Origin of the sequence: Craurococcus roseus, from assembly GCF_039523795.1 — a bacterium.
Classification (GTDB): Bacteria; Pseudomonadota; Alphaproteobacteria; order Acetobacterales; family Acetobacteraceae; genus Craurococcus; species Craurococcus roseus.
This window is the reverse complement of sequence record NZ_BAAAFZ010000008.1, coordinates 441,768-442,059: the sequence shown is the minus strand read 5'-3', so window position 1 is coordinate 442,059 and position 292 is coordinate 441,768. Positions and strand designations below refer to the sequence as shown.

The 292-nt window shown below is 82.2% G+C and carries 1 protein-coding gene; it reads left to right on the top strand.

Going from position 1 to position 292, the window contains the following annotated elements:
* Window positions 1-292 (top strand): hypothetical protein (locus ABD067_RS05005; RefSeq protein ID WP_343894065.1); only part of this gene is annotated, 292 nt, incomplete at both ends.

Below are 292 nucleotides of genomic sequence, written 5' to 3'. Positions count from 1 at the left end.
GGCCGGCCGGGCGGCCACGGCGATCGGGACGCGGGCCGAGGACGTCCTGGCCGACCCCGCCGGCTTCGCCGAAGCGCGCGACCGCTGCCGCGCCCAAGGCTTCCGCACGGCGCTGGTGGAAGCGGAAGCGGCGGTGCTGCCGCTGCTGCCGCCGCACCGGCTGGGGCTCGACCTCCTGCACCTGCGCTGGTCGCCCGGCCTGCCCGCCGCCGCCGACGCCGCGGCGCTGCCGGCGGTGTTGGCCCGGCGGGACGCGCGCCGCCTCCTGGCCCGTGGCGTCGCCGCCGACCCG